At 71.4% G+C, this 21,610-nt stretch carries 20 protein-coding genes; 9 read left to right on the plus strand and 11 right to left on the minus strand.

Features of this window, described 5'->3' with window-relative positions; all coding sequences use genetic code 11:
- Positions 1-705: 705 nt before the first annotated feature.
- The 4 genes from exaC to AC5677_RS34615 all read right to left on the minus strand — a co-directional run bounded on the left by exaC (position 706) and on the right by AC5677_RS34615 (position 5,272).
- Positions 706-2,229: an acetaldehyde dehydrogenase ExaC gene (gene exaC, locus AC5677_RS34600; RefSeq protein ID WP_497191834.1), complete on the minus strand. Its 1,524-nt coding sequence runs from the start codon at positions 2,227-2,229 to the stop codon at positions 706-708.
- A 158-nt stretch (positions 2,230-2,387) separates the two neighbouring features.
- Positions 2,388-3,656 (minus strand): GAF domain-containing protein, encoded by a 1,269-nt coding sequence (locus AC5677_RS34605; protein WP_497191835.1) that lies wholly within the window; start codon positions 3,654-3,656, stop codon positions 2,388-2,390.
- A 75-nt stretch (positions 3,657-3,731) separates the two neighbouring features.
- Positions 3,732-4,772 (minus strand): DUF6114 domain-containing protein, encoded by a 1,041-nt coding sequence (locus tag AC5677_RS34610; RefSeq protein ID WP_497191836.1) that lies wholly within the window; start codon positions 4,770-4,772, stop codon positions 3,732-3,734.
- A complete protein-coding gene (locus AC5677_RS34615; protein WP_497196865.1) occupies positions 4,763-5,272 on the minus strand; it encodes a DUF6230 family protein in 510 nt (169 codons plus the stop codon). Before AC5677_RS34615 ends, AC5677_RS34610 begins: the two co-directional genes overlap by 10 nt.
- Positions 5,273-5,576: 304 nt before the next feature.
- Here AC5677_RS34615 and AC5677_RS34620 point away from each other — a divergent pair, with 304 nt between their 5' ends.
- A complete protein-coding gene (locus AC5677_RS34620; RefSeq protein WP_497191837.1) occupies positions 5,577-6,233 on the plus strand; it encodes a TetR/AcrR family transcriptional regulator in 657 nt (218 codons plus the stop codon).
- 231 nt (positions 6,234-6,464) lie between these two features.
- Here AC5677_RS34620 and AC5677_RS34625 read toward each other — a convergent pair whose 3' ends face one another.
- Positions 6,465-7,730, minus strand: a complete 1,266-nt coding sequence (locus tag AC5677_RS34625; protein ID WP_497191838.1) for a glycoside hydrolase family 18 protein — start codon at positions 7,728-7,730, stop codon at positions 6,465-6,467.
- Between the two features lie 418 nt (positions 7,731-8,148).
- Here AC5677_RS34625 and AC5677_RS34630 point away from each other — a divergent pair, with 418 nt between their 5' ends.
- Positions 8,149-9,324 (plus strand): acyl-CoA dehydrogenase family protein, encoded by a 1,176-nt coding sequence (locus AC5677_RS34630; RefSeq protein ID WP_497191839.1) that lies wholly within the window; start codon positions 8,149-8,151, stop codon positions 9,322-9,324.
- A gap of 27 nt (positions 9,325-9,351) precedes the next feature.
- Here AC5677_RS34630 and AC5677_RS34635 read toward each other — a convergent pair whose 3' ends face one another.
- Genes AC5677_RS34635 through AC5677_RS34645 form a run of 3 tightly spaced genes read right to left on the minus strand, consistent with a single transcriptional unit; the run spans position 9,352 to position 10,612 of the window.
- Positions 9,352-9,627: a hypothetical protein gene (locus AC5677_RS34635; RefSeq protein ID WP_497191840.1), complete on the minus strand. Its 276-nt coding sequence runs from the start codon at positions 9,625-9,627 to the stop codon at positions 9,352-9,354.
- On the minus strand, positions 9,627-10,304 hold the full coding sequence (locus AC5677_RS34640) for a leucine-rich repeat domain-containing protein (RefSeq protein ID WP_497191841.1): 678 nt from the start codon (positions 10,302-10,304) through the stop codon (positions 9,627-9,629). Before AC5677_RS34640 ends, AC5677_RS34635 begins: the two co-directional genes overlap by 1 nt.
- A gap of 35 nt (positions 10,305-10,339) precedes the next feature.
- The gene (locus AC5677_RS34645) at positions 10,340-10,612 is read right to left on the minus strand and encodes a hypothetical protein (RefSeq protein WP_497191842.1); all 273 of its coding nucleotides are present in this window, start codon (positions 10,610-10,612) and stop codon (positions 10,340-10,342) included.
- Positions 10,613-10,749: 137 nt separating this feature from the next.
- Between AC5677_RS34645 and AC5677_RS34650 the strand changes: the two genes are divergently transcribed.
- Together AC5677_RS34650 and AC5677_RS34655 are read left to right on the plus strand one after the other, a co-directional pair.
- On the plus strand, positions 10,750-11,883 hold the full coding sequence (locus AC5677_RS34650) for an Rv3169 family protein (protein ID WP_497191843.1): 1,134 nt from the start codon (positions 10,750-10,752) through the stop codon (positions 11,881-11,883).
- Positions 11,880-12,977 carry a phosphotransferase family protein gene (locus tag AC5677_RS34655; protein WP_497191844.1) on the plus strand — a complete coding sequence of 366 codons (1,098 nt, stop codon included), beginning with the start codon at positions 11,880-11,882 and terminating at the stop codon, positions 12,975-12,977. The genes AC5677_RS34650 and AC5677_RS34655 overlap by 4 nt, the downstream gene beginning before the upstream one ends.
- A 23-nt stretch (positions 12,978-13,000) precedes the next feature.
- Here AC5677_RS34655 and AC5677_RS34660 read toward each other — a convergent pair whose 3' ends face one another.
- Complete coding sequence (locus tag AC5677_RS34660; protein ID WP_497191845.1) at positions 13,001-13,426, minus strand: hypothetical protein; 426 nt, start codon at positions 13,424-13,426, stop codon at positions 13,001-13,003.
- A 210-nt stretch (positions 13,427-13,636) separates the two neighbouring features.
- Between AC5677_RS34660 and AC5677_RS34665 the strand changes: the two genes are divergently transcribed.
- From AC5677_RS34665 to fxsA, 5 genes are all read left to right on the plus strand, one after another.
- Complete coding sequence (locus AC5677_RS34665) at positions 13,637-14,077, plus strand: Lrp/AsnC family transcriptional regulator (protein WP_026248099.1); 441 nt, start codon at positions 13,637-13,639, stop codon at positions 14,075-14,077.
- A 60-nt stretch (positions 14,078-14,137) separates the two neighbouring features.
- Entirely contained in the window at positions 14,138-15,817 is a 1,680-nt protein-coding gene (locus AC5677_RS34670; RefSeq protein WP_497191846.1) for an amidohydrolase, read from the plus strand.
- A 579-nt stretch (positions 15,818-16,396) separates the two neighbouring features.
- Complete coding sequence (gene lnt / locus AC5677_RS34675; protein WP_497191847.1) at positions 16,397-18,070, plus strand: apolipoprotein N-acyltransferase; 1,674 nt, start codon at positions 16,397-16,399, stop codon at positions 18,068-18,070.
- On the plus strand, positions 18,067-18,825 hold the full coding sequence (locus AC5677_RS34680; RefSeq protein WP_497191848.1) for a polyprenol monophosphomannose synthase: 759 nt from the start codon (positions 18,067-18,069) through the stop codon (positions 18,823-18,825). The genes lnt and AC5677_RS34680 overlap by 4 nt, the downstream gene beginning before the upstream one ends.
- Before the next feature lie 76 nt (positions 18,826-18,901).
- On the plus strand, positions 18,902-19,489 hold the full coding sequence (gene fxsA / locus AC5677_RS34685) for an FxsA family membrane protein (RefSeq protein WP_497191849.1): 588 nt from the start codon (positions 18,902-18,904) through the stop codon (positions 19,487-19,489).
- A gap of 89 nt (positions 19,490-19,578) precedes the next feature.
- Here the strand turns inward: fxsA and AC5677_RS34690 are convergent, their stop codons facing one another.
- Together AC5677_RS34690 and AC5677_RS34695 are read right to left on the minus strand one after the other, a co-directional pair.
- The gene (locus tag AC5677_RS34690) at positions 19,579-19,956 is read right to left on the minus strand and encodes an RNA polymerase-binding protein RbpA (RefSeq protein ID WP_026170122.1); all 378 of its coding nucleotides are present in this window, start codon (positions 19,954-19,956) and stop codon (positions 19,579-19,581) included.
- Positions 19,957-20,206: 250 nt separating this feature from the next.
- Positions 20,207-21,595 carry an MFS transporter gene (locus tag AC5677_RS34695; RefSeq protein ID WP_497191850.1) on the minus strand — a complete coding sequence of 463 codons (1,389 nt, stop codon included), beginning with the start codon at positions 21,593-21,595 and terminating at the stop codon, positions 20,207-20,209.
- Positions 21,596-21,610 lie beyond the last annotated feature (15 nt).

A 21,610-nucleotide genomic window follows, 5' to 3' on the forward strand; every position in this document is an offset into this window, starting at 1 on the left:
CCGCCTCGCTCACTTCACCGTTCTCTTCGAGCTTTCAGCTCGTCCGGCCGTTTCTCTTCGCACAGCAGCGGGCAGCTCGACTTCGTGCGTCCGCAGCCACGAGGTTGCACACCCAACGTGCGCGTCGAATCGAGAGCAATCGCAGATTGTGCGGCCTTTGGCTTTTCGCTCCGGCCACAAGGCCCGGCGCCGGTACGGAAGTTCATGTCCAGAGCGCGACCGCATAGGGTAGTCAAGTCGATACTCGGTGCATGCAGCCCGAGGGGATCGGAATGAGCGATCAGGCGACGGCGAATGAGGACGGCAATCTCCCGGCGGTGACAACGCACGACGAGGCGGACCTCATCCTCACGGCGGCGAGATCGTGACGGTCGCCGATGGGGCGGGACACGAAGCTAGGGGGACTGGTACCGAAAACCGTCCTGAGACCGAGGCGGGCTGCACGGACCAAGCCACTGTCGCGCCTGTCGACCACCAGGGGCATTGCAGCTGCTGACAGCCTGCTGCCCCAGGACACGGGGCCACGCCACGGAGGGTGCGTTCCTGCGAGTGCGGCCCGGGCGTGTCCGGGCCGCACTTGGGCAGGCCTGGGATGCAGTTGGGGGACATCGGCTGCAAGACCGAATTTCACCTCGCGTCTTAGGTGTGCCCACAAAAGAGCGCCTGCCAGGTATCTGCCCTGGTCAGGCGCCCTTTCTTCCGGTACTAGAAGAACCCGAGCTTCTTCGCCGAGTAGGAGACGAGAAGGTTCTTCGTCTGCTGGTAGTGGTCCAGCATCATCTTGTGGTTCTCCCGGCCGATGCCGGACTGCTTGTAGCCGCCGAAGGCCGCATGTGCGGGGTAGGCGTGGTAGCAGTTGGTCCATACCCGGCCGGCCTGGATGGCGCGGCCGGCGCGGTAGGCGGTGGAGCCGTCCCGGGTCCAGACGCCCGCGCCCAGGCCGTACAGCGTGTCGTTGGCGATGCCGATGGCGTCGTCGAAGTCGGAGAAGGGGGCGACCGCGAGCACCGGGCCGAAGATCTCCTCCTGGAAGACCCGCATGTCGTTGTTGCCTTCGAAGATGGTCGGGCGGACGTAGTAGCCGCCTTCCAGCTCCCCGCCCAGTTCGGCGCGGGAGCCGCCGGTCAGGACGCGGGCGCCTTCCTTCTGGCCGATGTCCAGGTAGGAGAGGATTTTCTCCAGCTGGTCGTTGGAGGCCTGGGCGCCGATCATGGTGTCGGTGTCCAGCGGATGGCCCTGGACGATCTTCTCGGTACGGGCCACGCCCGCGGCAAGGAAGTCGTGGTAGTGCCCGCGCTGGATCAGCGCCCGGGACGGGCAGGTGCACACCTCGCCCTGGTTGAGGGCGAACATGGTGAAGCCCTCCAGGGCCTTGTCCTGGAAGTCGTCCACCAGGGTGGAGACATCATCGAAGAAGATGTTGGGGCTCTTGCCGCCGAGTTCGAGGGTCACCGGCCGCAGATGCTCGGAGGCGTACTGCATGATCAGGCGGCCGGTGGTGGTCTCGCCGGTGAACGCGACCTTGGCCACCCGCGGGCTGGAGGCCAGTGGCTTGCCCGCCTCCACGCCGAAGCCGTTGACGATGTTGACCACGCCCGGAGGCAGCAGATCCGCGATGAGGGACATGAAGAAGTGCACCGAGGCGGGGGTCTGTTCGGCGGGCTTCAGGACCACCGCGTTGCCGGCGGCCAGCGCGGGTGCGAGCTTCCATGTCGCCATCAGGATCGGGAAGTTCCAAGGGATGATCTGGGCGACGACGCCGAGCGGCTCGTGGAAGTGATAGGCGACGGTGTCCTCGTCGATCTCCGAGAGGGTGCCTTCCTGGGCGCGTACGGCGCCCGCGAAGTAGCGGAAGTGATCGATGGCGAGCGGGATATCGGCCGCCAGGGACTCCCGTACGGGCTTGCCGTTCTCCCAGCTCTCGGCGACCGCCAGCGCCTCCAGATTCGCCTCCATCCGGTCGGCGATCTTGTTGAGGACGGCGGCGCGTTCGGCGGCGGGGGTGCGGGCCCAGCCGGGCGCGGCCGCGTGTGCGGCGTCCAGGGCGCGTTCCACGTCCTCCGCGGTGCCGCGGGCGACTTCGGTGAACGGCTGTCCGTTGACCGGGGTCGGGTTCTCGAAGTACCGGCCCAGCGCGGGCGCCACGAACTCGCCGCCGATCCAGTGGTCGTAGCGGCTCCGGTAGCTCATGACGGCATCGGCGGAACCCGGGCTGGCGTAACGGGCCATGGGGCGGCCTCCCAATCGCTCTCGACGCGGTGCCCGCCGCTCCCGGGCGACGGGCGATGCGCGCAGGCTAGGGCGGCGGAGGTTGCGGGAACGTTGCGCGGCGGGCGGGCCCCGGCGGGTACGGCGGAGCCTGCCGGAGAGGCCGGGCAGGAGGCGCCCTACGAGGCGGGGGAGGCGCCCGGCAGCCCGTACGCCGCCCGCAGCCGGCCGGCCGTGGCGAGCGGGGCGCTGCGCGCCGGGGAGCGTGCCGGCAGGGCGTCCACCAGGGCCTCCCAGATCTCCAGGTCGTGTTCGCCCCACGGCGTCTCCGTCCACCGGCGCAGCTGGTCGGGCTCGCGGGCACCGAGCAGGGCGCGGCGCAGCCGGTCCTCCAGGGAGGCGCGCAGCCGCCGTACACCGGGCGCCTCCGACAGCGGGAGCAGCGGCCCGCGGTAGCCGTCGAGTGCGGCTGTGACGTCGCAGGTGGCCAACTCCGCCTCGGTGGCAGCGAGATCGCTCTCCACCGGGCGGGTCAGACGGTACGGCCGCGAGGCGAGCAGCGGGCCGACCAGCTGCCGCAGCCGGGACAGTTCGGCCCGCAGCGTGACCGGGCGCATCTCGCGCTCGCCGTAGAGGAGTACGGAGAGCTGCTCGCCCGTCAGGCCCGCGGGGTGCGTGGCGAGCAGCACCATGATCTCGCTGTGCCGGCGCCCCAGCCGCAGCCGCGTCCCGTCCACGGTCAAGAGCGCCTCGTCCCGGCCCAGCGAGGCCAGATACACCCCCAACTCCGGTACCGCGCCCATGAGATGGGACTCGGCGGCGCGGGCGGTGGCCTGCACCAGGGCCAGGCTGTGCGGGCTCGCCAGATGGTCACCGCCGGTGATGTCCACGGCGCCGAGCAGCCGGCCGGTCCGGGGGTCGTGCAGCGGTGCCGCGGCGCAGGTCCAGGGCTGCACCCGCCGGTTGTAGTGCTCCGCCGCGAAGATCTGTACGGCGTGATCGGCGGCGAGCGCGGTGCCCGGCGCGTTGGTGCCCGCATGCCGTTCGTCCCAGCGGGCCCCGGCGACGAAGTTCATCCGCTCCGCCTGACGCCGTACCCCGGCGTGCCCCTCGACCCACAGCATCCGTCCCTGCGGATCGCAGACCGCCATCAGATGCGCGCCGTCCTGCGCGATGGTGCCCAGCAACTCGCGGAAGACGGGCATCGCACGGGCGAGCGGGTGGCGGTCCCGGTAGGCGCGCAGCGCGGGCTCGTCCAGCTCGATGGGCGCGGCGCCGTCCGAGGCGGCCCGTGCTCGGGCCGAGCGGCGCCAGGAGTCCGCGACCACGCGCCGCACGGGCGGTGCCACGGTCCCGCCGGCCAGGAACGCCTCATGGGCACGCCGCACCGTACGGGTGTGCGCCGCCGGGTCGGCGCCCGACTCCAGCGCCAGCCAAGGGTTGACCACCTGTCACCTCTTCGTCACGGATCCGGCCCCCGCACGCCGATGGTGCTCGTACCGGGCGGCGTCGTAAACCCCGCGTCACACGCGGGCGCCGATCCGGTCGCCGGCCTGGAGCCGCAGCCCGTCCGCGACGATCAGGTCCGAGGTGACCAGCGCCTGCTCGGCCTCCACATCGGTCATGAAGACGAAGGGCGGCACGACCGGCGGGACCGGGAGGGCGTCGGGCGTGAAGGTGAGGCAGAGGACGCCCTCCAGGCAGCCGCTGAACTTGGTGAGATAGAGGGTCACCTCGCCGCTGAGGTTCAACGAGTCGGCGTTCAGGCCGAGTTGGGGGCCTGAGGGGTCGCGGGTGGTGAGGTGGTAGTCGGTGAGCGAGGCGGCCTTCATCTTCAGGACCATCGCCTTCAGGGGGCCGTCGGCCGTGGGCACTTCGGTGACGCCGGCGAGGGTGAAGCCGCGCGGCGCGAACAGGGTCGTCCGCACGGTCGGCGGGGTCGGCGGCGCCGGGACCGCGGTGGCGTCGGCCTTCTGCGCCGGGCCCCCGACGGCCGCGAACAGCGCGAGGGGCAGGCCGACGGCGAGGGTCTTGCTGCCGGTGCCGCGGCGGGCGGGGGAGGGGGCGGGGGCGGCCGCATGCTCCTCGGGCCCGCTGCCTGCACGCGCCTTCCGCACGGGCTCCTCCGCCGGGTCCCCCGCATGGTCCGGTGCCGGTTCCCGCACCGGCGTCCACCCGAACCCCATCGCGCTGCCGGCGATGCCCAGCCCCATGCCCACCAGGAACCCGCCGAGATTGGTCGCGGCGAAGGAGAGCACGGAAAGGATCAGCGCATTGATGCTCACATAGTGGTGCGCCGCCGGTGCGCACCAGAGGAAGACGCCCGCCACCATCAGCGCCAGCCCGATGCCGAGCGCGGCCAGCCCGCCGAGCCCCAGGCTCACCAGCACGGTCAGCGGCGACAGCGGCACCAGCAGCAGTTCGGCCCCGCCGAGCAGAAGCAGCAGCCCGGCCCAGAACGGCCGGGTCCGGCGCCACCGCCGCAGCGCCGCCCGCCGCTCGGGCCAGGGCAGCGCCCGTTCGAGCCGGGCGCCCCACCGGGCGCGGTGCGCACTCAGAAACACTTGTCGCCGTCCAGGCTCACGCTCACCCGCAGCCCCTTGAGACGGAAGTTGCCGCCGGTGGCGGACCAGGCGTGCGATTTGACCCCGGCGACCTCGATGTCCCCGGCCTGCAGCCCGAACTTGCCCTTCGGGCCCTTGACCCCCGGCACCGCGTCCAGCGTGGCGGCGTCGCGGCCGATCTGCGCCGTACCGAAGCGGGCGTCGCCCACCAGGTCCTCGCCGTCGATCACCAGGCTGTCGGCGGTGACCGCACCGGCCTTGCCGCCCGCCGTCAGCTTGAACACCACCGTGCCCACCGGCGTCTTGACCTGCGCCGACTGGCAGATGTCGGCGAGCGTGGCCTTGCCGATGCCGAGCAGCGCGACGGGGTGCCCCGCGCCGTCAGCGTCGCGGTCGGTGTGCACGTACGAGGACAGGCCGCTGCTGGTCAGTTTCCCCGAGGCCACTTGGAAGTTGGTGCCCGATACGGCGAAGGAGGCGGCCAGCGCGCCCTGGGCCATGACCGTCGCCAGCGCGCCCACGGCGAGCAGGGCGGGCACCGCCACCACGGCGGTCTTCTTCCAGGAGGTTCGCCCCTCGGGCGATGTACGGATCGTAGAGCTCACTGCGTCCTCCCCGGGGCAGTGGTCGAATGCGCGAGGGAAGTGCTCGGTACGCCGCCGGAGGAGCCCGGCAGAAGATCGCTGAGAGACCGCCGGAACAGTCACCGAGACCGCCATGGAGAGCGCGTAGGCGCTCCTGACGTTCTGTCATACTGCGAAAACTTTTGGCAGTTGGAGACTCAGTGGGAGACTAGGGCGGGTTTTGAATAATAGTCAACAGCGCGGACAGGGTGGATCCCCCGGTGCCCGGGGCACCGTGCGTTCCCAGGCGCGTCGCGCCGAACTCATCGCCACCGGAAGCAAGTTGTTCGCCGACACCTCGTACGACGCGCTGTCCATGGACGACATCGCGCGCGAGGCCGGAGTGGCCAAGGGCCTGATCTACTACTACTTCACCAACAAACGCGGCTATTACCTCGCGATCATCGAGGACGCGGTGGCCCAGCTGGTCGAGCGGGCGGGCAGCGCTCATGATTTCCCGCCCGTCGAGCGCGTCCGGCGCACCATCGACGGCTATCTGCGCTACGCCCAGCATCACCAGGCCGCCTATCGGGCCATCGTCACCGGAGGCGTCGGCTTCGACGCGGAGGTGCTGGCGATCCGCGACACCGTACGCGCCCGGCTGCTCGGCACCATCGCCCGCGGCGCCTGGGGCCGGGACGACCTTCCGCCGCTCGCCCGCACGGCCCTGACCGGCTGGCTCTCCAGCGTCGAGGGCGTCACCCTCGACTGGATCGCGGCGCAGGAGATACCCCGCGCGACGGTGGCCGCCCTCCTGGTGCGAAGCCTGGGCGACACCCTCCGGCTGATCGAGGAGTACGAGCCCACCTGCCCGGCGCCGCCCCGGCCGCCCGCCTGACCCGCGGTGCGACGGCCGACGGCGAGGGGGCGCGGGCCTCGCGTCTGCGCGGCCCCTTCGGCAGCCTTCGGCCGAGCTGCTCGGCCGGCCCGACGATGATCGCGGCGGGGCTGGATGGTGCCGGTCACGCGCCGGCCGCACCACGGCGGCCGACAAGCGCCGGCCCCGGGATGCCTCCCACCTCTCCGGTGGACGGCGTCCCGGGGCCGGCTTCGCGGGGGCGGGCCCCGGCTACTTGATCGCCTTGATCAGTTCGCCATTGGCCGTGTCACCGCTCAGCTCCCAGAAGAACGTGCCGCCCAGGCCCTGTGCGTCCTTGAAGGCCATCTTCGTGCCGATGGTCTCCGGGGTGTCGTAACTCCACCACTGGTCACCGCACTTGGCATAGGCCGTGCCGCCCACCTTGCCGGTGGCCGGGCAGCGGTCCTTGAGGACCTTGTAGTCGTCGATGCCCGCCTCGTACTTGCCCGGGGCCGCTCCCGTGGCCGTGCCGCCCGGGGCGTCCTGGGTGACGCCGGACCAGCCGCGGCCGTAGAAGCCGATGCCCAGCAGCAGCTTGTTCGCCGGAACGCCCAGGCCGATCAGCTTCTTGGTGGTGTCGGTGGTGTTGAACCCGGCCTTGGGGATGCCGTTGTACGACGAGAGCGGGGAGTGGGGTGCCGTCGGGCCCTTGGCGTCCCACGCGCCGAAGTAGTCGTACGTCATCGGGTTGTACCAGTCGACGTACTGCGCCGCGCCCGCGTAGTCGGCGGCGTCGATCTTGCCGCCGTTCGAGGCGTCCGCGGTGATCGCCGCGGTCACCAGATTGCTCTGCCCGAACTTCTCCCGCAGCGCCTTCATGACCTTGGTGAAGGCGTCCTTGCCGCTGGTGTCGCAGGTCAGACCGCAGGCGTTGGGGTACTCCCAGTCGATGTCGATCCCGTCGAAGACATCCGCCCAGCGCTTGTCCTCGACCAGGTCGTAGCAGGACTGCGCGAAGGCGGCCGGATTCTTGGCGGCCTCGCCGAAGCCGCCCGACCAGGTCCAGCCGCCGAACGACCAGATCACCTTGAGGTTCGGGTGCAGCTTCTTGAGCTTGCGCAGCTGGTTGAAGTTGCCGCGCAGTGCACCGTCGTCCCAGGTGTCCGCCTTGCCGTCCACGCTCTGGTCCGCGGTGTACGCCTTGTCGTAGTCGGCGTAGGAGTCGCCGATCGCGCACTTGCCGCCCTGGACGTTGCCGAAGGCGTAGTTGATATGGGTCAGCTTGGCCGCCGACCCCGACGTCTCGATGTTCTTGACGTGGTAATTGCGGTCGTAGACACCCCAGTTGGTGAAGTATCCGACGACCTTGTTGCCCGCGGCGACCGCGGGCTTCGCCTTGGCCACGGGGGCGGTGGGGGTGGCCGGGCCGGCCGCGGCCGACCCCGCGAGCAGGGTGCCGGCCAGCGCCGCCGTACACAGCGCGGTGGCGGCGGCGATCAGCCTGCGCGGCGATCGCTTCCGGTGCGGTCTGAGCATGTCGTCTCCTCGGAGGGGGGCGAGGTGGAGCCTGACCTGCGTTCCGAAGGGCATGAACGCGAAGGGGCGCTCATCGTGAATTGGCATGAACGCGTAGAACGTTGAGGGAGAAGGTAGAAGGACTAGACCAGTGGGGTCAATGGTTCGGACCAATTGCGTATCCAAGTGACGGCCGGGGACGGCCGGTGGGACGGCGGGTGGGACGGCCTGCCGACCACCTGCCGGACCGGCCGCATCCTGGGATGATCAACCCGTGACGTGAGGCCGCCGATCGGGCATACTCCTAGCGCCACAGCTGCAGGTCATCGCCTACCGAGACCCGGACGGCGATCATCGGCTGGGCATGACGAAATCCGGCGGCGCCGCCTCACCCCGCGCGCACGTCGCCGCAGCGCCCGACAGGGAGGAGAGCGCCGCCATGACCGAGTACGGCCCCCGGCCGGTGGACCGCAGGCTGCCCACCGAAGAAGCCCGCGACCTGCTCACGCTCGTACGCGAACTCATCGAGCGCGAGATCAGGCCGGTCGCCGCCGAGGAGGAGGCCGCCGGCCGCTTCCCGCGCGAGACCTTCGCCCTGCTCTCCGCTTCCGGGCTGCTGTCGCTGCCGTACGCCGAGGAGTTCGGCGGCGGCGACCAGCCCTATGAGGTCTACCTCCAGATCCTCGAAGAACTCGCGGCCGCCCGGCTCACCGTCGGCCTCGGCGTCAGCGTGCACACCCTCGCCTGCCATGCGCTCGCCGGATACGGCACCAAGGAGCAGCGCGCCGAACATCTGCCGGCCATGCTCGGCGGCGGACTGCTCGGCGCGTACTGCCTCTCCGAACCGGCCTCCGGCTCCGACGCCGCCTCGCTGACCACCCGCGCCACCCGCAATGACGGGGGAGGCTGGATCATCAACGGCACCAAGGCCTGGATCACCCACGGCGGGGTGGCCGATTTCTATACCGTCCTCGCCCGCACCGGCGGCAGCGGCGCCCACGGCATCACCGCCTTCCTCGTCCCCGGCGACGCCGAAGGCCTCAGCTCCGCGCCGCCCGAGCGCAAGATGGGCATGAAGGGCTCGCCGACCGCCCAGCTGCACTTCGACGACGTCCGCATCCCCGACTCCCGCCGCCTCGGCGAGGAGGGCCAGGGCTTCGCGATCGCCCTCTCGGCCCTCGACTCCGGCCGTCTCGGCATCGCGGCCTGCGCCATCGGCGTCGCCCAGGCGGCGCTGGACGAGGCGCTCGGCTATGTCGCCGAACGCCGCCAGTTCGGCCGCCCCATCGGCGACTTCCAGGGCCTGCGCTTCATGCTGGCCGATATGGCCACCCAGGTGGAGGCGGGCCGGGCGCTGTACCTGGCCGCCGCCCGGCTGCGGGACGCCGGGCAGCCGTTCTCCAAGGAGGCGGCGATGGCCAAGCTCTTCTGCACGGACACCGCGATGCGGGTGACCACCGACGCCGTACAGCTCCTCGGCGGCTATGGCTACACCCTCGACTTCCCGGCCGAGCGCTATATGCGCGAGGCCAAGGTGCTGCAGATCGTCGAGGGCACGAACCAGATTCAGCGGATGGTCATCGCACGGCATCTGGCAGGACCGGAAACGCGCTGAGCGGCCGCAGGGGGCGGGCCGGGCGCTTCACCGTGCCCGGTGCCCCTCCGCGCCGCCACGGAAGACGATCTCCGGGCCGCGCTCCCGCGGCCGCCAACCGTTCTCCCGGGCCGCACGGATCAGGCGGGCCACTTCGCCCGGGGCGATGACCGTGCTGTGGTCCAGCCAGGTCACCATGCGTGCGCCGTCGCCGTCCGCCCGGCCCACGACCACGGCGAGGCCGGAAGCGTCGGGGGAGACCGTCCAGCGGTACCGGGTTCCGTCGACGGTGATGAGGCGGGATCCCCGGGCGGCAAGGGCCATCAGCCGTCCTGCCCAGACCGGAACTCCCGCGGACGGCTCATGGTGAGGCTGCGAAGGCGCGGCAGGCCGCGGATCTCTTCGCCGACCGATTCCACCCGGGACCGGCTCAGATCGAGGGTTTCCAGATCGAGGAGCCGGGCCATCTCGGGCGGGAGTTCGCGTACATCGCAGCCGTTCAGTTCGAGACGACGCAGCTTCGTCATCCGTCCGATGGCGGGCGGCAGCTCGGTGAGGGTGCACGCGGGCAGCCGCAGCTCTTCGAGGCCCGTGAGATCCCACAGGTCGGCGGGGAGTTCCGTCAGGTAGTCGTTGGCCATGGTGTACAGGCCCGACAGATCGAGCTTCCGCAACGAGCGGAGGCCGCTGATGCCCTCGGGCAGCACGTCGGCCCAGAATTCGTCCAGTCGCAGCTCCTCGAGGCGGCTCAGCTGCCACATTTCCTTCGGGATGGTGACATCGTCCTCGGCCTCGTCGTCGCTGCTCAGCGTCAGCTTGACCAGTGCCTGCAGCCGGCCGATCTCCGTCGGGACGGCCGTCAGATCCGCGGCCGGCAGGAACAGCACTTCCAGATTCTCCAACAAGCCAATTTCCGGCGGGAGTTCCTTCACCCGGGCGCTGGGGAGGGACAGCGTGCGCAGCCGTCGCAGCGCGCCGATTTCCGGTGGAAAGCGGGTCAACTCACCGCTCCATAGCTCCAGTTCCCGGAGCTCACTCAGCAGCCCGATCTCCGGAGGCAGGGCGGCGATCGGGGCGCAGACCGTCTCCAGGGATCCAGCCGGGTCAGCCGGCCGATGCCCGCCGGTATCTCGTCCAGGTACTCGCAGTGGATGCTGAGCTCCCGCAGCCGCTCGAACCCCCACAGCTCGTCGGGCAGCGCGAGCAGGCCCTCCGCGTAGATGTCGATCTGCTCCGCGTCGGGATCGGTACGGGAGAGCTGCCGCACCACCTTTTCGAACTCGGCGTGATTCCAGCCGGACCATTCCATGACCGTCAAGCTATCGACGCCGTCCGGGAGGCCCAACCGAATTGCCCGGGGGTCTGGTCGCTGTTCATTACCTGACGTACCGTCAACTCCCGCCGTCCCGGACGGCTTCCGGCCGACCGTGCGCCCAGGAGGACCCCGTGCCCGACCGCCCGATCGCGCTCGACGAATACCCGATCCACCAGGCCCCGCTGTCCATGCGGCATGTCGTCACCGGCGACCGCAACGCCTACGACCGGTGCATCTTCCACGTCATGGACCACTCCGGCCGCGCCCTGCTCATCGCCGGCCTCGGGGTCTACCCCAACACCGGGGTCATCGACGCCTATGCCACGCTCCGCCTCGGCGACCGGCTGTATGCCGTACGGGCCTCCGACGCGCTCACCGACGACCGGCTCACGCTCAGCGTCGGACCGCTCACCATCACCGTCGAGGAGCCCCTCGCCCGCCTGCGGCTGACCTGCGCCGCCGACCCCGATGACCCGGACGGCCTGGCGTACGACCTGACCTGGACCGCGGCCTTCCCCGCCACCTGGGAGCCGCACCACACCCAGTACCGCGGCGACCGGCTGACCCTCGAAGGGCGGCGCTTCGTCCAGGCCGGCACCTGCACCGGCAGCATCCGGGTCGCGGGGGAGGAGCTGACGGTGACGGAGGGGGAGTGGACCGGCACCCGCGACCGCAGCTGGGGCGTGCGCCCGATCCCCGGGGAGGACGCCGGGCGGGCCGGTGAGGAAATGCGACCCGAGGGTTTCCACTGGATCTGGTGCCCGGTCCGCTTCGACGACCGCTTCGTCATGGTCATCGTCCAGGAGGACGCCGACGGCCATCGCACCCTGAACGAGGCCCTGTTGGTCCGCAACGGCGTACCGGACGTCCAACTCGGCTGGCCGGCCGGCGACATCCGCTACCGCCCCGGCACCCGCCACCCCGAACGCGCGGTCCTCCACCTCACCGACCCGTCCCGCAAACCCCTCGAACTCACCGCGGAGATCCTCACCTCCTCCCCCCTGGCCATCGGCGCCGGCTACCCGCCCGCCGACGACTGGCAGCACGGGACCTGGCGCGGCCGCGGCTGGACCGACCGCCGCAGCTACGACCTCTCCGACCCCGCCGCGCACCCCCTCGCCGCGTACGGCGTCACCGACCACGCCGCCCGTTTCACCCTCGACGGCCGGACCGGCTACGGCATCTTCGAGCACGGCAGCTTCGGACGCCACGACCCGAGCGGCTTCACCGGCTATGACTCGGTAGCGAAGGAGCCCGGACAGTGACCACGTCCCCCCGCCCCCGCACCACCACCCGCGACCCCGAAGCCGTCACCCGGCGCCTCACCGCCTGGCTCGGCACCCGGCTTCCCGGCGCCCGCGTCACCGGAGCCACCGTCCCCGACTCCAACGGCATGTCCAGCGAGACCCTCCTGTTCGACATCGACCACCCCGATGCGCCGTTCCGGTCCTGCGCGCTGCGCCTCGCCGGCGACCCCGCCGCGTACACGATCTTCCCGCGCTACGACATGGCCCAGCAGTACCGGACCATGCGCCTGGTCGCCGACCGCACCGACCTCCCCGTGCCGCGCGCCCTCTGGCTGGAGGAGGACCCCAGGCACCTCGGCGCGCCCTTCTTCGTCATGGAGCGGGCCGCGGGCCGCGTACCACCGGACGTCATGCCCTATACCTACGCCGGGAATTGGCTTTTCGACGCCTCGGACGACGAACGGGAACGCCTCGAGGCCGCGAGCGTTGCGGTGCTCGCCCGGCTGCACGGCCAGGTGCCGCCGGCGGAGGCCGCATTCCTGGGGGCCGGGGAGGACCCGGCAACGGCACTCCACCGCCATGTCGAGAACCAACGCGCCTATTACGCCTGGGTGGTTGAGGGGCGCCCGCATTCCCCGGTGATCGAGCGCGGCTTCGACTGGCTCGCCGAGCACTGGCCCTCGGACCCCGGTGAGACCGTTCTGACCTGGGGAGACGCCAGGATCGGCAATATCGTCTACGACGATGCCTTCGCGCCGGCGGCCGTCCTGGACTGGGAAATGGCGGCCCTCGGGCCGCGCGAACTCGACCTTGGCTGGATGGTGTATCTCCACCGCTTCTTCCAGGACCTCACGGAGAGCAGTGGGGAGGCGGGACTGCCCGAATTCCTGCGCCGCGACCGTATCGAGGGGCGCTACGCCCGGCTCACCGGACACTCACCCCGCGATATGGAATTCCACACCCTCTATGCCGCCCTGCGGCAGGCCATCGTGATGCTGCGGGTGGCGTATCGGCAGGTGCATTTCGGAGAGGTGCCGGTGCCGGCCGACGCCGATGCGCTGATCCTGCACCGGGACACCCTGGAAGCGATGATCGCCGGCCGCTACTGGTGAGCGGCCGCTGTCCGTGAGCCGGCTCAGGCCCCGCGGCGCATCTGCGGTACCCGGGCCGGCCACGTGACCTGCCCGACGATGTGCGAGAACGGCTGGCGCCGCCAGTCCAGGCTCTCCGGGAGCGTCAGCAGCACGGCCGCGTCCTGCTCCTGAGCGTCCATCGTGTCGTCGGTCTCCGGCGCCTCGGCCACCGGACGGCCGGACCCCTGGCACACCGTCAGGCCGAAGGGATTCCACGGCGAGGGGCACAGCGCGTGCTCCGGCAGCGTGTCCTCGTCGGCCAGCAGTGCAATCGGCTGCCCGCAATCCGGGCAGGTCACGCGGTAGATGTCAAAGGTCTCGAAGGCTTCGTACGTACCGTCGTCGCCGGAGAAACCGAGACTGTCGCCCTCCTGAGCGCCGACGTTCGGCGCGGCGGATTCCTGCTTGAGGCGTCGCATGATGTCCATCCCCCTCGGGTGGGCCCACTCGGACCGCTGACTTCCTGTGACGGGCGGTCCCGGCCACCACCAGCAATTCCCTTCATGCCGCGCGCATAATCACCGGCGCCTGACATACACGGGGCCATGGGTGTGGCATTCCTCACACGGACCGGTATGGGGGTGTCCACGATCCGGCGTGCGCTGCGCATCCGCGGCCGAGCACAGTAGGTTGAACGGGTGGAGGAGTTGGACCGACAAATCGTGGATCTGCTCGTCAAGGACGGGCGGATGAGCTACACCGACCTGGGCAAGGCCACCGGCCTGTCCACCTCGGCGGTGCACCAGCGGGTGCGCCGTCTCGAGCAGCGCGGTGTCATCCGGGGCTATGCCGCCATCGTGGACCCCGAAGCCGTGGGCCTGCCGCTCACGGCCTTCATCTCGGTCAAACCCTTCGACCCCAGCGCCCCGGACGACATCGCCGACCGGCTCGCGGAGGTCCCCGAGCTGGAGGCCTGCCACAGCGTCGCGGGCGACGAGAACTACATCCTCAAGGTCCGGGTCGCCACCCCGCTGGAGCTGGAGCATCTGCTCACCCGCATCCGGTCCCTGGCGGGCGTCTCGACCCGTACGACGGTCGTGCTCTCCACTCCGTACGAGGCCCGGCCGCCCCGAATCTGAACCGGCGGCATCCCCACCCCGCGCGCGGCGCACCCACGCGAAGGGGCCAAACTGTCCGGTATGAGCGCGCGCACCCCAGAGCAGCCCCGTCCCACCCCCGCCCGGCAGCCTCTCCCCACCCCGGCCCGGCCCCGAACCGTCCTGCTGCGCGGCGGTGAGGTGCACAGTCCCGCCGACCCCTTCGCCACCGCCATGGTCGTGGAGGGCGACCGCATCGCCTGGGTGGGGGAGGAGGGCGCGGCCGATTCGTTCGCCGACGGCGTCGATGAGGTCGTACGGCTCGACGGTGCGCTGGTCACCCCGGCGTTCACGGACGCACATGTGCACACCACGGCGACCGGCCTCGCGCTCACCGGACTCGACCTGTCCGGCGCCGCTACGCTCCCCGACGCGCTGACCCGGATCCGCGACCACGCGGCCGCGCGCCCGGCGGACAAGATCCTCCTCGGCCACGGCTGGGACGCCAGCGCCTGGCCCGAGGGACGTCCGCCGTCCCGTGCGGAACTGGACGCGGCGACCGGCGGCCGTCCCCTCTATGTCACCCGCGTCGACGTGCACTCCGCGGTCGTCACGACGGCGCTGCTGGACCTGGTCCCCGGCATCCGCGAACGGGCCGGCTTCCGCGCGGACGCCCCGCTGACCGGCGACGCCCACCACGCCGCACGACGGGCCGCCTACGCCGCCGTCACCCCCGCCCAGCGCGCCGACGCCCAAGCGGCGGCGCTCACCCGCGCGGCCTCCCTCGGCATCGGCAGCGTCCATGAGTGCGCGGGCCCGGAGATCTCCGGCGAGGACGACTTCACCGCGCTGCTCGCGCTGGCGGCGGAGGGCAACGGCCCGCGGGTGGTCGGCTACTGGGCCGAGCTGGTCGCATCCGCAAAGGAGGCGGGGCGGATCCGTGAACTCGGGGCCATCGGCGCGGCCGGGGACCTGTTCGCCGACGGCTCGCTCGGCTCGCACACCGCCCATCTGCACGCCCCGTACGCGGACGCCGGGCACTCCGGCACCGCCCAGCTCGACGCCGAGGCCGTCGCCGCCCACGTCGCCACCTGCACCGAAGCCGGACTCCAGGCGGGATTCCACGCCATCGGCGATGCGGCGCTGACCACCGTCGTCGACGGCGTACGGGCCGCCGCCGACCGCGTCGGACTGGACCGGATCCGCGCCGCCCGGCACCGCGTCGAGCACGCCGAAATGCTCACCGACCGCACCGTCGCCGGCTTCGCCGACCTCGCACTGACCGCCTCCGTCCAGCCCGCCTTCGACGCGGCCTGGGGCGGCGAGCACGGCATGTACGCGACCCGCCTCGGCGCCGACCGCGCCCGCACCCTCAACCCCTACGCCGCCCTGCTCAAGGCCGGTGTCCCGCTCGCTCTCGGCTCCGACAGCCCGGTCACCCCGCTCGACCCCTGGGGCACCCTGCGCGCCGCCGTCTTCCACCGCACCCGCGCCCACGGCATCTCCGCCCGCGCCGCGTTCACCGCCCATACCCGCGGCGGCTGGCGCGCCATCGGCCGGGACGACGCGGGCGTCCTGGTGCCCGGTGCGCCCGCCGACTACGCGGTCTGGCGCACCGGCGAGCTGCTCGTCCAGGCCCCCGACGAACGGGTGGAGCGCTGGTCCACCGACCCCCGCTCGGGCACCCCCGGCCTGCCCGATCTGACCCCCGGCAGCGACCTGCCGGTGTGCCTGACCACGGTCGTCGGCGGTCGTACCGTCTTCGAGCGGCCGATCGAGTGACATCGGGTGCCCGGGTGTCGCCGAAGGGCGCGCGTGCAGCTGCTTGCCCCACCTGGGGAAGCTCGGCGGTGACCTGGGACGACGCGAAAACGACGCAGGCGGGGGACCTGTTGACAGCGGGCGGTCGGCGGCCGGTAGGTTCGGCCGAGTCCACCACAGGACGTCCGAACGGGAGACCTCCGCACCGTTGTCGAACGCAGCTGGGCCATGGGACGGGGCGCCACACCGGCGCACCGCCACTGGGAGCCAGGTCCAGCGTCCGCGGCACGGTGCGGCGGAAAGTCTCAGCTGGATGGGAGTCCCTCCCTGCTCGTCAAGGGCTTGGGGGAAGGTGCGACCCGGGTGGGGCCCGGACGCTCAGTAGACAACGGCTTTCGGTCGACCCGCAGCCAGCGGGTCCCAGGTCGGCCCGAAGGGCACCGGGCCCCTATCCGCACCTCCCGTTTCCCCCGCGCCCGCGTCATCTTGCGCACCTGCCACCCGCGACGGCGGCTTCCCGATGTACGGTCAGCTCACTCTCCCTCGAGCTCTTGCAGAGCGGGGAGGGACCCGCACACGACCTGCAGGAAGGCCGCGACCGTGCCATCGGTCTCCGACACCACCGAAGAAGCCGCGAGCGGCTCCTCGCCCGACGGCCCGGTGCCGCCCGCCGGGACGGAAGCGACCGACGCCCCGCGCCGCCCCGGCCGGGCCCGCCGGCTCGCCGCCCTGGCCCGCCGTGAGGCGCTGCGCACCGCCCTCGCGGCCGTCTGCGGCATCGCGCTCGGCCTCGCCTTCCCGCCGTACGACCTGTGGCCGCTGTCCCTGGTGGGCGTGGCCGCGTTCTCGCTGCTGACGCGCGGCCGGACCGTGCGGCAGGGCGCCTGGACGGGCTTTGTCTTCGGGCTGCCGTTCTTCGTGATCCTGCTCAAGTGGCTGCATGTGGTCGGCTGGGACGCGGTGATCGGACTGTCCGTCGCCGAGGCGCTGTTCCTGATGGTGCTGGGCGCGGCGCTGGCCGGCACCTCGCGGCTGCGGGCCTGGCCGCTGTGGGCCGCCTGCCTGTGGGTCGCCGAGGAATGGGCCCGCGACCGGCTGCCGTTCGGCGGCTTCCCGTGGGGACGGCTGGCGTTCGCCAACACCGGCTCCCCGTTCACCCCGCTCGCCGCGCTCGGCGGCGCCCCGCTGGTGACCTTCGCCGTCGCGCTGGCCGGCACGCTCCTGGCCGCGTGCGCCGCCACCCTGTGGGGCCTGCGCGACTCCGGCTCGCTGCGCAAGGCGGTGCCGGCACTCGAGGCCTTCGGGCTCGCCGCCGCCGTCACGGTCGCGGGCGCGGCCGTACCCGTCCCGACGAAGGCCGACGACAGCGTCGACATCGCCGTCGTCCAGGGCAACGTCCAGCAGCCGGGCATGGACTTCCTGGGCCGCCCCATGAAGATCCTCGACAACCACGCCACGGCCACCGAGAAGCTCGCCGCCGACATCAAGGCGGGCAAGGCCAAGAAGCCGGACCTGGTCATCTGGCCGGAGAACTCCTCCGACCTCGACCCCTTCCAGTACCCGCAGGCCTACGACCGGATCGACGAGGCCGTGAAGGCCATCGGCGTGCCGGTGCTCGTCGGCGCCCTGGTCGATCACCCGACCAAGAAGGGCTATGTCTTCAACGAGGGCATCGTCTGGGACCCGAAGAAGGGGCCGGGAGCCTCGTACACCAAGCAGCACCCGGTGCCGTTCGGCGAGTACGTGCCCTTCCGGGAGCAGCTGAGCAAGATCATCACGCGCTTCCAGCGGGTGCCCCGCGACTTCTACCCCGGCGACCACACCGGCGTGCTGAACGTCGGCCCCGCCAGGCTCGGCGATGTCATCTGCTTCGAGGTCGCCTACGACGAGATCGTCCACGATACCGTCGACGCCGGCGCCCGCGCCCTGGTCATCCAGACCAACAACGCCACCTACGGCCGCACCGGACAGCCCGAGCAGCAGCTGGCCATGTCCAAGCTCCGCGCCGTCGAACACGGCCGGGCCATCGTCACCGCCGCCACCAGCGGGATCAGCGCGGTCGTGGCCCCGGACGGCACGGTCACCCACCAGATTCCCGAGTTCACCCAGGGCGTGGTCTCGGCGCGGATCCCGCTGCGCGACGAAACGACGCTCGCCGACCGCGTCGGTGCGGCACCCGAGTGGGCGCTCGCTATCGTGGGTCTTCTGTCCTGCGCCGCCGCGGTTGTCGTCGGCCGGCGCGGGCGTTCGAAGACCGAGAAGGGGCAGCAGTGACAGACGGCGGTCAGCGGCGGTACGGTCCGCTCGGCACCACGTTGGTGATCATTCCGACGTACAACGAGGCGGAGAACATCAAGCCGATCGTCTCGCGGGTGCGGTCCGCCGTCCCCGAGGCGCACGTCCTGGTCGCGGACGACAACTCGCCCGACGGCACGGGCAAGCTCGCCGACGAGCTCGCCGCCGAGGACGACCAGGTCCACGTCCTGCACCGCAAGGGCAAGGAAGGACTCGGCGCCGCCTACCTCGCGGGCTTCCGGTGGGGCACGGAGAACGGCTACGGCGTACTGGTCGAGATGGACGCCGACGGCTCCCACCGGCCCGAGGAGCTGCCGCGGCTGCTCACCGCCCTCAAGGGCGCCGATCTCGTCCTCGGTTCGCGCTGGGTGCCCGGCGGGCGGGTGGTGAACTGGCCCAAGAGCCGAGAGTTCCTCTCCCGCGGCGCCAGCGCCTACTCCCGCGCCCTCCTGGACGTGCCGATCCGCGATGTGACCGGCGGCTTCCGGGCCTTCCGGGTGGAGACGCTCAACGGGCTGGGGCTGGAGGAGGTGGCCTCGGCGGGCTACTGCTTCCAGGTCGACCTCGCCCGTCGCGCGGTGCGAGCCGGCTTCCATGTCGTCGAGGTCCCGATCACCTTCGTCGACCGGGAGCACGGGGACAGCAAGATGAGCCGCGACATCATGGTCGAGGCGCTCTGGCGGATCACCGCCTGGGGCGTCGACACCAAGGTGAACAAGATCCGCCGCCGCTGACCCGCCGCAGGTCCCGGCGGTGCTCCCGGCCGCCCCTCGGAGCCGGTGCGCCCCTTGGGCCAGGCACACTTGAGGCATGACGTTCGCAGCCGTGCCACCGCCCAGCCCCCGTCCGCCCCGGCGCTCGCGTGCCCGCCGGTTCCTTCCGCTGGGCATCGCCGTCTGGGTGGTGCTCGAGGTCTGGCTGCTGATCGTCGTCGCGGACGCCACGAGCGGGCTGACGGTCTTCCTGCTGCTGCTCGCGGGCATCGTGGCCGGCTCGCTGGTGATCAAGCGGGCGGGCCGCCGGGCCTGGCGCAATCTCACCGAGACCCTCCAGGCCGCCGACCCCACCGCGCCCGGGAAACCCGCGTCCTCGGGCAGCGGGGCATCGGGCAACGGCAATACGCTGCCGATGCTCGGCGGGCTGCTGCTGATGGTGCCGGGGCTGGTGTCCGATGCCGCGGCGCTGCTGTGCCTCTTCCCGCCGACCGGCAGGCTGATCGCGCGCCGCGCGGAGAAGCTGCTGTCCCGGCGGCGGACCGCCTACGCCCCGGGGTCGTTCGGCGATGCCTTCCAGCAGGCCCGCATCCACCGGCCGGACGGCAAGGTCGTCCAGGGCGAGGTCATCCGCGACGACGGACCCCCGGCCCCGCCCCGCCAGGACCCGCCGCTGACCGGCTGAGAGCCGGGGAACGAGCAAGGGCCGGGGCCACTGCGCGATGCAGTGGCCCCGGCCCTTGTGCTGCGTACTTCTCAGGCGCAGTCCGGTTGTCAGGCGGACTTGCGGTTGCTGTCGCGCGGATGCACGGCAATGTTCATGGTTCCGGAGCGCAGGACGGCCAGCCGCTCGGCCAGCACCTCCTCCAGCTCCTCGCGGGTGCGCCGCTCCATGAGCATGTCCCAATGCGTACGCGCGGGCTTACCCTTCTTCTCCTCGGGGCCGTCACCGTCCACCAGAAGAGAGGGTGCACCGCATACCTTGCACTCCCACTCCGGCGGAATCTCGGCCTCAACCGAGAACGGCATCTCAAATCGATGGCCGTTCTGGCATGCGTACTCCACCGCCTGGCGCGGGGCCAGGTCGATGCCGCGGTCGGTCTCGTAGCTGGTCACCACGAGTCGCGTGCCGCGGAGAGCTCGCTCACTCATGAATCGTGCCTCCCGGGCTTGTCGCCCACAGGACAGGTGTCGCTGTCGTCGTCATCCGGTCAACGTCCGGTCGGCGGTGAAGATTCCCGTAATCTGCGTCGCCCGTCGTGCCGCCCCTTGTTGTACCCACCAGCGCCCGGTTTGTCACATCTGGCAGCAGATGTCACCCAACGCTTTCCCGATTTGAGCGCGCAGTAACGGTCCGCCTGGTGAGCCAAAGGCGTACACTACCGGCCCGCGCCCTCCGAACCTAAATCCGGTCCGGGACGAAGTTGCCCGCCGCCGCGATCGCCCGCCGCACCGGCACCCTCGCCAGCAGGACAAATCCGACCGCGAAGAAGGCCACCAGGGACACGATCGCATCCCGGTAGCTCCCGGTCAGCTGGTAGGTCACCCCGAACACCAGCGGACCCAGCCAGCTCACGCCCCGGTCGCTCATCTCGTACGCGGAGAAGTATTCCGCCTCCTTGCCGCGCGGAATGAGATGCGAGAAAAGAGACCGGGAGAGCGCCTGGCTGCCGCCCAGGACCAGACCGATCGCCGCCGCCAGCGCAAAGAACCAGCCAGGTGCCTTCGCCGGCAGGAAGAATCCCGCCGCCAGCGTCAGGGCCCAGGCCGCCAGCGATCCCAGGATGGTGCGCTGGGCGCCGTACCGCCGCGCCATCCGACCCATCACCATCGCGCCCGCCGCTGCCAGGATCTGCACCAGCAGCACGGCGAGAATCAGCGTCGTCTGGTCCAGCCCCAGCTCCTCGGAGCCGTAGACGGACGCCTGGCTGATCACCGTCTGCACCCCGTCGTTGTAGACGAGATACGCCAGAAGAAAGGCCAGCGTCAGGGGATGGCGGCGCATTTCGCGCAGGGTCTCGCGCAGCTGCCGCCAGCCCTGGCCGAGCGCCGCGCCACCGGATCCGCCGGCCACGGCACTGCGCGCCGCCCGCCGGTCGCGCAGCCGGCGCAGCGGGATCAGCGAGAACGCGCCCCACCACAGCCCCGCCGAGGCCAGACAGATCCGTACGGCGGTGCCCTCGGAGACGCCGAAGGAGTCGTGACCGGCGTACAGCGCCAGATCGACGATCAGGACCAGCGCGCCCGCCGCGTAGCCGAACGCCCAGCCCCGGGAGGACACCGCGTCCCGTTCGTCCGGCTCGGCTATCTGCGGCAGGAAGGAGTTGTAGAGCATCATCGACACGACGAAGCAGACGTTCGCGATGATCAGCAGCGCCCCGCCGAGCAGATAGCGGTCGCCGGCCAGGAAGAACATCCCCGCCGTCGCCGCCGCCCCCGTATACGCGCAGCCGCCCAGCAGCGGCTTCTTGCGTCCGGTCCGGTCGACCAGCGCCCCGGCGACCGGCATCGCCAGCACCGCCAGCAGCAGGGACGCGGAAACCGAGTACGCGAAGAAGGAACCCGCCCGCACCGGAATGCCCAGGGGGTGGACGAAGCCGTCCGGGTCCGCGGCGGCCCTGGCCACCGACGTCAGATACGGCCCGAGGAACACCGTCAGGACGCTCGTCGAGTAGACGCTGTTCGCCCAGTCGTACCAGTACCAGCCGCGTTGTTCCCGGCGTCTGGCAGCCGTCCCCTCGTCGACGTCCCCGATCACGGCCTGTGCGCCCACCGCGCCCACCCCCGACATATCGTCCCCGTCGCC

The sequence above is a fragment of the Streptomyces sp. JLSY215 genome (assembly GCF_059682825.1).